10 protein-coding genes are annotated in these 12669 nt (G+C 36.5%); all 10 read left to right on the top strand.

The genetic code is table 11. The annotated features are described in order from the left end of the window. Positions 1-10 precede the first annotated feature (10 nt). The 10 genes from N8M20_RS06420 to N8M20_RS06465 all read left to right on the top strand — a co-directional run bounded on the left by N8M20_RS06420 (position 11) and on the right by N8M20_RS06465 (position 12561). Positions 11-451 (top strand): RbsD/FucU family protein, encoded by a 441-nt coding sequence (locus tag N8M20_RS06420; protein ID WP_261079476.1) that lies wholly within the window; start codon positions 11-13, stop codon positions 449-451. Continuing rightward, on the top strand, positions 444-875 hold the full coding sequence (locus N8M20_RS06425; RefSeq protein WP_061372632.1) for a PTS sugar transporter subunit IIA: 432 nt from the start codon (positions 444-446) through the stop codon (positions 873-875). The genes N8M20_RS06420 and N8M20_RS06425 overlap by 8 nt, the downstream gene beginning before the upstream one ends. Beyond that, positions 866-1336, top strand: a complete 471-nt coding sequence (locus N8M20_RS06430; RefSeq protein ID WP_000020992.1) for a PTS sugar transporter subunit IIB — start codon at positions 866-868, stop codon at positions 1334-1336. The genes N8M20_RS06425 and N8M20_RS06430 overlap by 10 nt, the downstream gene beginning before the upstream one ends. A 24-nt stretch (positions 1337-1360) precedes the next feature. Further along, positions 1361-2134 carry a PTS mannose/fructose/sorbose/N-acetylgalactosamine transporter subunit IIC gene (locus N8M20_RS06435; RefSeq protein ID WP_000899622.1) on the top strand — a complete coding sequence of 258 codons (774 nt, stop codon included), beginning with the start codon at positions 1361-1363 and terminating at the stop codon, positions 2132-2134. Then, positions 2131-2931 (top strand): PTS system mannose/fructose/sorbose family transporter subunit IID, encoded by an 801-nt coding sequence (locus tag N8M20_RS06440; protein ID WP_000981723.1) that lies wholly within the window; start codon positions 2131-2133, stop codon positions 2929-2931. The genes N8M20_RS06435 and N8M20_RS06440 overlap by 4 nt, the downstream gene beginning before the upstream one ends. Before the next feature lie 58 nt (positions 2932-2989). After that, entirely contained in the window at positions 2990-5284 is a 2295-nt protein-coding gene (locus N8M20_RS06445; protein ID WP_261079477.1) for a glycoside hydrolase family 95 protein, read from the top strand. 9 nt (positions 5285-5293) lie between these two features. Further along, entirely contained in the window at positions 5294-8410 is a 3117-nt protein-coding gene (locus N8M20_RS06450; protein ID WP_261079478.1) for a glycosyl hydrolase family 98 C-terminal domain-containing protein, read from the top strand. A gap of 56 nt (positions 8411-8466) precedes the next feature. Beyond that, positions 8467-10233: an L-fucose isomerase gene (locus tag N8M20_RS06455; RefSeq protein WP_261079479.1), complete on the top strand. Its 1767-nt coding sequence runs from the start codon at positions 8467-8469 to the stop codon at positions 10231-10233. Between the two features lie 146 nt (positions 10234-10379). Next, entirely contained in the window at positions 10380-11531 is a 1152-nt protein-coding gene (locus N8M20_RS06460) for an iron-containing alcohol dehydrogenase (protein ID WP_261079480.1), read from the top strand. Between the two features lie 145 nt (positions 11532-11676). After that, positions 11677-12561, top strand: coding sequence for an SPFH domain-containing protein (locus tag N8M20_RS06465; protein WP_004235732.1), 885 nt, complete (start codon positions 11677-11679; stop codon positions 12559-12561). Positions 12562-12669 lie beyond the last annotated feature (108 nt).

Consider the following 12669-nt stretch of genomic DNA (forward strand, 5'->3'; position numbering starts at 1 on the left):
GAGGATATTAATGTTAAAACATATACCGAAGAATATTTCTCCAGATTTATTGAAGACTTTAATGGAAATGGGACATGGAGATGAAATAGTATTAGCTGACGCGAACTATCCTTCTGCCTCATGTGCGAATAAGTTAATTCGTTGTGATGGTGTAAATATTCCCGAATTATTAGATTCTATTCTGTATTTAATGCCATTAGATAGTTACGTTGATAGTTCAATTCAGTTTATGAACGTTGTTTCGGGGGATGATATTCCTAAGATATGGGGTACCTATAGACAGATGATTGAAGGTCATGGTACAGATCTTAAAACGATTACTTATCTTAGAAGAGAAGATTTTTATGAACGTAGTAAGAAAGCTTATGCTATTGTTGCTACAGGAGAAACTTCACTTTATGCTAATATTATCCTTAAGAAAGGAGTAGTTGTTGAAAGAGGAAATGTTTAATAGAGGAATTTTAGTTGCCAGTCATGGTGATTTTGCTAGCGGAGCTCTCATGACAGCAGAAATGTTTGTTGGTGAGACAACAAATGATAGAGTTAGAACATTAGGTTTGATGCCTGGAGAGAATATTGTAGAGTTTGAGCATTATTTTAAAAATCAAGTGGATGAACTGTTAGACTCAAATCAAGAGGTTATCGTTTTGACTGACTTGATTGGAGGAAGTCCTAATAATGTGGCTTTGTCACAGTTTTTAAATTTGGATTCAGTTGATATTGTAACAGGTTTTAATATTCCTCTCCTAGTGGAATTAATATCAAGTTATGATTCAAAAATTAATTTAGAAGAAATTATTCACAATGCTCAAAATAGTTTGTTTAATGTTAAACAACAACTTAACGTAGAGGAGGAAGAGGATTTATGTCTATAGAGTTTGTTCGTATTGATGACCGTCTGGTACATGGTCAAGTTGTCACTACGTGGCTAAAAAAGTATGATATTGAGCAAGTTATCATTGTTAATGATCGCATCTCAGAAGATAAAACACGACAATCTATTTTAAAGATTTCTGCACCGGTAGGTTTAAAAATTGTTTTCTTTAGTGTAAAACGGTTTGTGGAAGTTTTAAACTCTGTGCCAATAAAAAAGAGAACAATGCTGATATATACCAATCCAAAAGATGTGTATGACTCTATTGAAGGAAATTTAAAATTGGAGTACCTCAATGTAGGACAGATGAGTAAAACGGAGGAAAATGAAAAGGTAACTGGAGGTGTAGCTCTAGGTGAAGAAGACAAATATTATTTTAAGAAAATAGTTGATAAGGGAACGAGAGTTGAAATTCAAATGGTTCCCAATGATAAAGTTACAATGTTGGAAAAATTTTTATAAAAATAATTTAAGGAGGTACAGTATATGCTATTCACACAAGCATTACTGGTGACATTAGTTGGGATTATTGCCACTATTGACTATAATGGACCGTTATTTATGATTCACCGTCCGTTAGTTACAAGTGCAATGGTTGGCTTAGTCTTAGGAGATTTCACCCAAGGTGTTCTTATTGGTTCAGCTCTTGAATTAACTTGGCTTGGTGTAACAGGTATTGGAGGCTACACTCCACCAGATACTATTTCAGGTGCGATTATTGGTACTGCATTTGGTATTTTATCTGGGCAAGGAGAAACTGCTGGTATCGCTATAGCGGTTCCAATTGCAGTTGCTACCCAACAGTTGGATGTTCTTGCAAAAACTTTAGATGTTTATTTTGTGAAAAAAGCTGATAATGATGCTAAAAACGGAGATTACTCAAAGATCGGTTTTTATCATTATTCAAGTTTGGTTTTAATCACGTTATTTAAAATTGTGCCAATTTTCCTAGCTATTATGCTTGGAGGGGAATATGTGGCAGACTTGTTTGCTAAGGTTCCACCAATCGTTATGCAGGGACTTAACTCTGCAGGTGCTTTATTACCTTCAATTGGTTTTGGTATGCTTTTAAATATGATGCTCAAGAAAAATATGTGGGTATTCTTGTTGATTGGCTTCATTTGTTCTGTGTATGGAGGAATGTCAACCATTGGGATCTCACTAGTTGGTATTGCGGTAGCATACTTCTACGATATGATTGGAAGTAAACCACAAGAAACAACTTCAAATAGTGATGTTGAGGAGGATCTTGATCTATGATGAATAATAAAGTAACTAAAGTTGAACTTAAAAAAGTTTTCAAACGAAGTTTTATGTATGGTTCTTCATGGAACTATGAGAGAATGCAGAACCTAGGTTTTCTATATACAATTCTTCCAGTATTGAAAAAACTATATCCAGACAAAGATTCAGCTTCTCCTGCTATGAAACGTCACCTTGAGTTTTTCAATACTCATCAAACAGCGGCACCATTTATTCTTGGAGTTACTTCCGCTATGGAAGAACAAGAAGGAAATGAAGGTGCAGATTCAATTACTGGTATTAAAGTTGGCTTGATGGGGCCACTGGCTGGTCTAGGAGATAGTTTGTTCTGGCTGACACTAGTTCCTATCTGTTTTAGTATTGGTGCATCTTATTCTAAAGACGGCGGTGCTTTAGGTATCTTTATCGCCTTAATATTGTTTAATGTTATTAATATTCCTGTTAAATATTTCGGTTTGAAATATGGCTATACTAAGGGTTCTAGTCTTATCCAAGAAAATAATACAAAAGGGACATTGAATCGCGTTACGAGTATGGCGACAGCATTAGGGCTAGTACTAGTGGGTGGTTTGATTCCATCAATGGTTGGTATTAATTTTGGATTAGAATTTAAGCAGGGAGAACTTGTTATTTCTGTTCAAGAAATGATTACAAAATTAATTCCAGGATTTATCCCTATGGCTTTGACTTTATTAATGTGTAAATTAATTAGAAAAGGAAAAAATCCGGTTGTACTAATCTTTAGTGTTATGGCTATTGGAGTTATCCTAGTTGTTTTAGGAATTTTGAAGTAGTAGAAAGTGTGGAGGTGGTATTTGGGATATCACCTCCATTTTGGAAGAGAGGTAAAGAGTGAAATTATGGTATAAGAAAGCTGCCTCAAATTGGAATGAAGCCTTGCCGATTGGGAACGGTCATTTAGGTGGTATGATTTATGGTTCAGCTACAAAAGAATGTATTCGACTAAATGATGAGACTATTTGGTATAGAGGAAAGTCAGATAGAAATAATCCAGACTCACTATTGCATCTTAAAAAAATTCGGGGATATCTGTTAGATGGAGAAATTCAGAAAGCTGAAGAATTGATAAAATTAACAATGTTTGCTACTCCAAGAGATCAAAGCCACTATGAATTACTTGGGGAACTTTACATTGAGCATATAGATATTCAGCATTCTGCTCTTTCATTGTATGAAAGAGAGCTAGATTTAGATACAGCTATTTCTAATGTTGTGTTTGAGCCTAATAGTTGTAATTTACAAATAAAAAGAGAATATTTTACGAGTTTTAATAAGAATATTTTATGTTGCCGTATAGTATCATCAGTTCAAAACACATTAAATTTAAACATTAATTTGGGTAGAAATAAACGGTTTAATGATGAAGTATCTAAACTGGATTCAAGTACAATTTTAATGTCGGCCTCTGCTGGAGGTAGAAAAGGTGTTCAGTTTAAAGTAGTATGTCATTCTAAGGTTACGGATGGTGAAGTAAGTGTATTGGGAGAGACAATAGTTATTCGGAATGCTACAGAGGTATTTCTTTATCTCAAATCAATGACGGATTATTGGGGAGACATAGATATTTCTTCTCTTCAAGGAGAATTTAGTAGTATTGATTACTTTACAGAAAAAGATGAACATGTAAAAAAATATCAGGAGCAATTTAATAGAGTTGATTTTAAACTACACTATAGTAAAGATTGTCTGAGCATTCCAACGAATCTACTTCTTGAAAACACTAAAAAGTATAGTAACTACTTGACTAATTTGCTATTTCATTATGGAAGATATCTGTTAATATCGTCTAGTCAGCCGAATGGTTTACCTGCCAATCTTCAAGGAATATGGTGTGATGAATTAAATCCAATTTGGGGTTCTAAATATACAATTAATATTAATACTCAAATGAATTATTGGATGGTCGGGCCATGTGATCTACCAGAAGTAGAATATCCATTATTTGATATGCTCGAAAGAATGAGAGAACCGGGAAGACTAACCGCTACGAAAATGTATGGAGCTAGAGGTTTTACAGCACATCATAATACGGATGGTTTTGGCGATACGGCTCCCCAATCTCATGCTATGGGCGCTGCAATTTGGGTATTAACTATTCCGTGGTTATGTACTCATATTTGGGAACACTATTTATATTTTCAAGATGAGCGTATTCTTACGGAACATTTTGAAATGATAAAAGAAGCATTTCTTTTCTTTGAAGATTATTTATTTGAGGTGGACGGCTACTTGATGACAGGTCCAAGTGTTTCACCGGAAAATAAATATCGTTTAAAAAATGGTACGGAAGGAAATGCTTGTCTATCATCTACAATTGATAATCAAATTCTAAGATATTTTTGTGACTCATGCATTGGAATTGCAAAACAATTAGGAGACAATTCGGATTTTATTAGTCGTGTGAAGGAGTTAAAAAAGAAATTACCTAAAACAAAAATAGGTAGTAATGGGCAAATACAAGAATGGCTAGAGGATTATGAAGAAGTAGAGCCTGGTCATAGACACATTTCACCTCTATTTGGGCTTTATCCTTATAATGAGATTGATATTTATAAAACTCCTGAATTAGCAGAAGCAGCGGAAATCACCATAAATAGGAGATTATCAAATGCTAACTTTTTATCTTCGCAGGATAGGGAACAAGCGATTAATAATTGGTTAGTAAGTGGTTTGCATGCTAGTACACAAACAGGTTGGAGCGCTGCATGGTTGATTCATTTTTTTGCGAGACTATATCAAGGTGAACCTGCTTATAACCAGATTAATGGTTTGTTAAATAATGCGACTCTTGGGAATTTATTTCTTGACCATCCACCATTTCAAATTGATGGTAATTTAGGTTTGGTGAGTGGAATTTGTGAATTATTAGTACAGAGCCATCATAATTGGTTATCCCTAATTCCAGCTTTACCTTCTGCTTGGTCAGAAGGAGAAGTGAAAGGTCTCAGAGTAAGAGGAGGATATAAGATATCGTTTGCTTGGAAAAATGGGGATATAACATTCCTAAAATTGGAAGGAGGAAACAAAGATCAAAAAGTAAGAGTAAGAATATATGGCAAAAATACTGATGTACAAAATATTGAATTGGTATTTAATTCAGAAAAAATTATTGAGTTAAATTTTTAGGTATAAGTCATGAATAAAGAAAAAATAAAAAGAAGATTAATCACAATACTGTTTGTATGTATTGGGATGTTATGTTTTGGATTGTTAGCAGGAGTTAAGGCTGATAATCGTGTTCAAATGCGAACGACGATTAATAATGAATCGCCATTGTTGCTTTCTCCGTTGTATGGCAATGATAATGGTAACGGATTATGGTGGGGGAACACATTGAAGGGAGCATGGGAAGCTATTCCTGAAGATGTAAAGCCATATGCAGCGATTGAACTTCATCCTGCAAAAGTCTGTAAACCAACAAGTTGTATTCCACGAGATACGAAAGAATTGAGAGAATGGTATGTCAAGATGTTGGAGGAAGCTCAAAGTCTAAACATTCCAGTTTTCTTGGTTATTATGTCGGCTGGAGAGCGTAATACAGTTCCTCCAGAGTGGTTAGATGAACAATTCCAAAAGTATAGTGTGTTAAAAGGTGTTTTAAATATTGAGAATTATTGGATTTACAATAACCAGTTAGCTCCGCATAGTGCTAAATATTTGGAAGTTTGTGCCAAATATGGAGCGCATTTTATCTGGCATGATCATGAAAAATGGTTCTGGGAAACTATTATGAATGATCCGACATTCTTTGAAGCGAGTCAAAAATATCATAAAAATTTGGTGTTGGCAACTAAAAATACGCCAATAAGAGATGATGCGGGTACAGATTCTATCGTTAGTGGATTTTGGTTGAGTGGCTTATGTGATAACTGGGGCTCATCAACAGATACATGGAAATGGTGGGAAAAACATTATACAAACACATTTGAAACTGGAAGAGCTAGGGATATGAGATCCTATGCATCGGAACCAGAATCAATGATTGCTATGGAAATGATGAATGTATATACTGGGGGAGGCACAGTTTATAATTTCGAATGTGCCGCGTATACATTTATGACAAATGATGTACCAACTCCAGCATTTACTAAAGGTATTATTCCTTTCTTTAGACATGCTATACAAAATCCAGCTCCAAGTAAGGAAGAAGTTGTAAATAGAACAAAAGCTGTATTTTGGAATGGAGAAGGTAGGATTAGTTCATTAAACGGATTTTATCAAGGACTTTATTCGAATGATGAAACAATGCCTTTATATAATAATGGGAGATACCATATTCTTCCTGTAATACATGAGAAAATTGATAAGGAAAAGATTTCATCTATATTCCCTAATGCAAAAATTTTGACTAAAAATAGTGAGGAATTGTCTAGTAAAGTCAACTATTTAAACTCGCTTTATCCAAAACTTTATGAAGGAGATGGGTATGCTCAGCGTGTAGGTAATTCCTGGTATATTTATAATAGTAATGCTAACATCAATAAAAATCAGCAAGTAATGTTGCCTATGTATACTAATAATACAAAGTCGTTATCGTTAGATTTAACGCCTCATACTTACGCTGTTGTTAAAGAAAATCCAAATAATTTACATATTTTATTGAACAATTACAGGACAGATAAGACAGCTATGTGGGCATTATCAGGAAATTTTGATGCATCAAAAAGTTGGAAGAAAGAAGAATTAGAGTTAGCGAACTGGATAAGCAAAAATTATTCCATCAATCCTGTAGATAATGACTTTAGGACAACAACACTTACATTAAAAGGGCATACTGGTCATAAACCTCAGATAAATATAAGTGGCGATAAAAATCATTATACTTATACAGAAAATTGGGATGAGAATACCCATGTTTATACCATTACGGTTAATCATAATGGAATGGTAGAGATGTCTATAAATACTGAGGGGACAGGCCCAGTCTCTTTCCCAACACCAGATAAATTTAATGATGGTAATTTGAATATAGCATATGCAAAACCAACAACACAAAGTTCTGTAGATTACAATGGAGACCCTAATAGAGCTGTAGATGGTAACAGAAATGGTAATTTTAACTCTGGTTCGGTAACACACACTAGGGCAGATAATCCCTCTTGGTGGGAAGTCGATTTGAAAAAAATGGATAAAGTTGGGCTTGTTAAAATTTATAATCGCACAGATGCTGAGACTCAACGACTATCTAATTTTGATGTGATTCTATATGACAATAATAGAAACGAAGTTGCTAAGAAACATGTTAATAACTTGTCGGGTGAATCTGTTAGTCTAGATTTCAAAGAAAAAGGAGCAAGGTATATTAAAGTTAAATTACTAACGAGTGGTGTACCTTTGAGTTTAGCAGAAGTAGAGGTTTTTAGAGAATCAGATGGTAAGCAATCTGAAGAAGATATAGATAAAATAACAGAAGATAAAGTAGTTTCTACAAATAAGGTAGCTACTCAAAGTTCAACTAATTATGAAGGTGTGGCTGCCTTAGCAGTTGATGGTAATAAAGACGGAGATTACGGACATCATTCGGTGACTCATACTAAGGCAGATTCTAATGCTTGGTGGCAGGTCGATCTGGGAGAAGAGTTTACAGTTTCTAAAGTTGATATTTATAATAGAACAGACGCCGAACCTCAGCGTTTATCTAATTTTGATGTTATTTTTCTATCTTCATCAGGAGAAGAAGTTTTTAGAAGACATTTTGATAAAGTAGTTGATGGTCTGTTATCTTTAAAAGTACCTTCTGTAGGGGCTAAGCTAGTCAAAATAGAATTAAAATCATCAGCTATTCCGTTAAGTTTAGCGGAAGTTGAAGTCTATGGTTCAAAGAGAACTCCGAAGAAACTTTCCAATATTGCGTTAGCAAAAGAAACTAGACAGAGTTCAACGGATTACAATGGTTTTTCTCGTCTAGCAGTTGATGGAAATAAAAACGGAGATTATGGTCATCATTCGGTGACTCATACCAAAGGAGATTCTCCTTCATGGTGGGAGATAGATTTAGCACAAACCGAAGAATTAGAAAAGTTAATTATTTATAATAGAATAGATGCTGAAATTCAGAGATTATCAAATTTTGATATTATTATATATGATTCAAATAATCATGAAGTTTTTAAACAACATATTGACAGTTTAGAAAGCAATAATCTATCCATAGACTTAAAAGGACTGAAGGGAAAAAAGGTTAGAATTTCTTTGAGAAACGCAGGAATTCCTTTAAGTTTGGCAGAGGTAGAGGTTTATACTTATAAGTAATTTTAAAAATTATCATCGGTAGTATGAAAGAAACAGAAAAATAAGAGGAAAATATTATGATTCAACATCCACGTATTGGTATTCGTCCGACTATTGATGGTCGTCGTCAAGGTGTACGCGAATCACTTGAAGTGCAAACAATGAACATGGCTAAAAGTGTGGCAGATCTTATTTCAAGTACATTGAAATATCCAGATGGAGAGCCTGTGGAATGCGTGATTTCTCCATCTACTATTGGCCGTGTACCAGAGGCAGCAGCTTCACATGAGTTGTTTAAAAAGTCAAATGTTTGCGCAACAATTACAGTTACACCATGCTGGTGTTATGGTAGTGAAACTATGGATATGTCTCCAGATATTCCTCATGCTATTTGGGGATTTAATGGGACAGAACGCCCAGGAGCTGTCTATCTTGCAGCTGTACTAGCTTCACATGCTCAAAAAGGGATTCCAGCGTTTGGGATTTATGGTAGAGATGTTCAGGAAGCTAATGATACAGATATTCCAGAAGATGTCAAAGAAAAACTTTTACGTTATGCGCGTGCAGCTCTTGCAACTGGTTTGATGAGAGACACTGCTTACCTATCAATGGGTAGTGTTTCGATGGGGATTGGCGGTTCTATTGTAAATCCAGATTTCTTCCAAGAATACCTAGGAATGCGAAATGAATCGGTAGATATGACGGAGTTCACGCGCCGTATTGACCGTGGTATTTATGACCCAGAAGAGTTCGAACGTGCTATGGTTTGGGTAAAAGAACATATCAAAGAAGGCGTTGACCGAAATCGTGAAGATTTGATTCTCTCTAAAGAAGAGAAAGAAAAACAATGGGAATTTGTGGTAAAAATGTTCATGATTGGTCGAGATCTTATGCAGGGGAATCCTCGTTTAGCAGAGCTTGGTTTTGAGGAAGAAGCAGTTGGTCACCATGCTTTAGTAGCTGGATTCCAAGGCCAACGCCAGTGGACAGACCATTTCCCAAATGGGGACTTTATGGAAACTTTCCTCAATACTCAGTTTGACTGGAATGGTATTCGAAAACCATTTGTATTTGCGACAGAGAATGATTCACTAAATGGTGTGTCTATGCTCTTTAATTATCTGTTAACAAATACTCCACAAATCTTTGCTGATGTTCGTACTTATTGGAGTCCCGAGGCTGTTAAACGTGTAACAGGACATACTTTAGAGGGGCGTGCTGCAGATGGATTCTTACATCTAATCAACTCTGGCTCTTGTACATTGGATGGTACAGGTCAAGCTACTCGAGATGGCAAACCTGTTATGAAACCATTCTGGGAGTTGGATGAAAGTGAAGTACAGGCTATGCTTGAAAACACAGACTTTCCACCAGCAAACCGCGAATACTTCCGTGGAGGAGGATTCTCAACTCGTTTCTTGACGAAGGGTGATATGCCAGTAACAATGGTACGTCTCAATCTTCTAAAAGGGGTTGGTCCAGTGCTACAAATTGCAGAAGGTTACACACTTGAACTTCCTGAAGATGTTCACCATACTTTAGATAATCGTACAGATCCAGGATGGCCAACTACTTGGTTTGCTCCACGTTTGACCGGAAAAGGGGCTTTCAAGTCTGTCTATGACGTCATGAATAATTGGGGAGCCAATCACGGAGCGATAACCTATGGACACATTGGAGCAGACTTGATTACCTTAGCTTCTATGTTGAGAATTCCTGTCAATATGCATAATGTACCTGAGGAAGATATCTTTAGACCTAAAAATTGGTCTCTATTCGGGACAGAAGATCTAGAATCAGCAGACTATCGTGCATGTCAGTTGTTGGGACCGCTACATAAATAAAAATTGTGTATATAGGAGGTGAACTTACGTCCCTCCTATCCTTTTAAAAAACATTTGTTAAATATTTCACAAATAATTGAAAACGAATACAAAAAGTAATATAATGATGTTAAGTAAATAGCGCGGAGGCGCAGGAGGAAAATTATATGGCGACATTTTACGTTCCGGCAGTCAACCTTATTGGGAAAGGTGTTGTAAATGAAGTAGGTCCTTATATCAAGGAGCTTGGCTATAAAAAGGCACTTTTGGTGACAGATAAGTACATCGAAGGCAGTGACATTTTGCCTAAGGTTTTAAAACCGCTAGATACAGAAGGAATCGAATATGTCATCTTTAGCGATGTAGAGCCAAACCCTACTTGTAAGAATGTCACAGATGGGGTAGCTGCTTTAGAAGAACATGGCTGTGACTTTATTATCAGTCTTGGTGGTGGATCTCCACAGGATGCAGCTAGTTGTATCTCTATCATAGCTACAAATGGAGGAAAACCACAGGATTATGAGGGGCTTCATAAGTCTGCTAAAAAAGGCTTGCCAGTTGTGGCTATCAATACAACGGCAGGAACTTCTGCAGAAATCACTATTAACTATGTGATTACCGACGAAGAACGCAAGGTTAAGATGGTAATGGTTGACAAGAATAGCCTTGCCTTGATTTCTGTTAATGACCCAGAATTGATGCTCTCTAAGCCTAAAGGATTGACTGCAGCGACAGGTATGGATGCTCTGACGCATGCTGTTGAAGCTTTGGTGACACCTGGTGCTTATGATGTGACCAAGAAGCTATCTATTGGAGCAATTGAGCTTATCAAGGAATACCTTCCTCATGCAGTGGCAAACGGACATGACATTGAAGCGCGTGAAGGCATGGTCAATGCCATCTTCCTTGGTGGTATGAGCTTTAATAATGCAGGTCTTGGTTATGTTCACTCAATGGCTCACCAACTTGGCGCAGTATATAATTTGCCACACGGTGTTTGCTGTGCCATGTTGCTACCAGTTATCGAACGTGAAAATGCTAAACGTGTTCCGAAAGCTTTCCGCAATGTTGCCAAGGCCTTGGGACTTCATGTGGAAGGTAAATCAGATGAAGAGTGTGCTGATTATGCAATTGCTGAAATTGAGAAACTGTCTGAAACAGTAGGTATTCCTAAGAAACTGACTGAGCTTGGTATTGAAGAAAAAGACTTTGACTTTGAATACCTTTCTAAGAATGCCTTGATTGATGCCTGCGCACCAGGAAATCCATTTATGCCAACTTTAGAAGAAACGATTGCTTTTTATAAAGAGTTGTTTTAGGCAGAGATTAGACGACAATGTGACAATTCACCTCTAAATATTGACATTTCAGGAAAAATCGCAGTAAAAACTGCACAGCCTTCTTTAAATGTGCTATAATACAGGAAAAATAATGATGGAGGTCACGATAATGGCAACATTTTTGATGATTTTTGTGGTGGTTTGTGTGCTCCTATTGGTGATAGTCACACTGAGTACAGTTTATGTGGTTCGTCAGCAGTCGGTGGCGATTATTGAACGCTTTGGGAAATACCAAAAGGTTGCCAATAGCGGTATTCACATTCGCTTGCCTTTTGGGATTGACTCGATTGCAGCGCGGATTCAGTTACGTTTGTTGCAAAGCGATATTGTTGTTGAGACTAAAACCAAGGATAATGTGTTTGTTATGATGAATGTAGCGACTCAGTACCGTGTTAATGAGCAGAGCGTGACAGATGCCTACTATAAACTCATGCGTCCAGAATCTCAGATTAAATCTTATATCGAAGACGCCCTTCGCTCTTCTGTTCCAAAATTAACCTTGGATGAATTGTTTGAGAAAAAAGATGAGATTGCCCTTGAAGTTCAACACCAAGTAGCAGAAGAAATGACTACTTACGGTTATATTATCGTGAAAACCTTGATTACTAAGGTCGAACCAGATGCAGAAGTCAAGCAATCCATGAATGAAATCAATGCGGCGCAACGTAAGCGGGTCGCAGCGCAAGAATTGGCGGAAGCCGATAAGATTAAGATCGTCACTGCAGCTGAAGCCGAAGCAGAAAAAGACCGCCTCCATGGTGTGGGGATTGCCCAACAACGTAAGGCGATTGTGGATGGATTGGCAGAGTCTATCACAGAACTCAAGGAAGCCAATGTTGGCATGACAGAAGAACAAATCATGTCCATCCTCTTGACCAACCAGTATTTGGATACCTTGAATACCTTTGCCTCTAAAGGAAATCAAACTATCTTTTTACCAAATACACCAAATGGTGTGGATGATATCCGTACCCAAATCTTGTCAGCTCTCCGTGCTGAGAAGAAATAATAGACTAAAGAGCTTGGCAACAGGCTCTTTTTGCATTGCATTTGTTAAGAAAAACAAAGAGCATTGATATACATTTAAATAAAAATTATTGTATGTTATCCCCATTAA

Source organism: Streptococcus mitis, from assembly GCF_946190275.1.
Lineage (GTDB): Bacteria > Bacillota > Bacilli > Lactobacillales > Streptococcaceae > Streptococcus > Streptococcus mitis_DC.

Coding starts and splice junctions, on each gene's coding strand:
- N8M20_RS06465 (WP_004235732.1), top strand. CDS start 11,677: ATGATTTTTGTGGTGGTTTGTGTGCTCCTATTGGTGATAGTCACACTG.
- N8M20_RS06425 (WP_061372632.1), top strand. CDS start 444: ATGTTTAATAGAGGAATTTTAGTTGCCAGTCATGGTGATTTTGCTAGC.
- N8M20_RS06455 (WP_261079479.1), top strand. CDS start 8,467: ATGATTCAACATCCACGTATTGGTATTCGTCCGACTATTGATGGTCGT.
- N8M20_RS06440 (WP_000981723.1), top strand. CDS start 2,131: ATGATGAATAATAAAGTAACTAAAGTTGAACTTAAAAAAGTTTTCAAA.
- N8M20_RS06420 (WP_261079476.1), top strand. CDS start 11: ATGTTAAAACATATACCGAAGAATATTTCTCCAGATTTATTGAAGACT.
- N8M20_RS06430 (WP_000020992.1), top strand. CDS start 866: ATGTCTATAGAGTTTGTTCGTATTGATGACCGTCTGGTACATGGTCAA.
- N8M20_RS06460 (WP_261079480.1), top strand. CDS start 10,380: ATGGCGACATTTTACGTTCCGGCAGTCAACCTTATTGGGAAAGGTGTT.
- N8M20_RS06435 (WP_000899622.1), top strand. CDS start 1,361: ATGCTATTCACACAAGCATTACTGGTGACATTAGTTGGGATTATTGCC.
- N8M20_RS06450 (WP_261079478.1), top strand. CDS start 5,294: ATGAATAAAGAAAAAATAAAAAGAAGATTAATCACAATACTGTTTGTA.